The following is a 464-nucleotide window of genomic DNA, read 5'->3' as shown; positions in this document are numbered from 1 at the left end:
GGTACGCACCTCACATCCCGTCAGTGGGACAATCTTCCCGACCATCGTGCCCTTGGTAGCCTGTGCCCATGGCAGTGAGTTCCTACGTCGCAGCTGAGAACCGGTACGACGACATGCAGTATCGCCGTTGTGGCACCAGCGGTCTCATGCTTCCGGCGGTGTCTCTCGGACTCTGGCACAACTTTGGAGATCTGCATCCCGGGGGCACCCAACGCGCCGTCCTGCGACGCGCCTTCGACCGCGGGGTGACACATTTCGACCTCGCCAACAACTACGGTCCGCCCTACGGCCAGGCCGAAATCAATTTCGGACGCATCTTCGCCTCCGACCTCAAGCCCCATCGTGATGAACTCATCATCTCCACCAAGGCTGGCTATGACATGTGGCCCGGCCCCTACGGGCAGGGTGGCGGCTCCCGCAAGTACCTCATCGCCTCCTGCGACCAGTCCCTCAAACGTATGGGT

The 464-nt window shown here is 61.9% G+C and carries 1 protein-coding gene; it reads left to right on the top strand.

From position 1 onward, the window contains the following. Nucleotides 1-68 precede the first annotated feature (68 nt). Nucleotides 69-464, top strand: a 396-nt coding sequence (locus tag K9U40_RS23645; RefSeq protein WP_282892499.1) for an aldo/keto reductase, incomplete at its 3' end; no start/stop codon positions are given.

This window comes from Xanthobacter autotrophicus (assembly GCF_030015065.1).
GTDB classification, from domain to species: domain Bacteria; phylum Pseudomonadota; class Alphaproteobacteria; order Rhizobiales; family Xanthobacteraceae; genus Xanthobacter; species Xanthobacter autotrophicus_D.
This window is presented reverse-complemented; position numbering and strand designations above follow the sequence as displayed.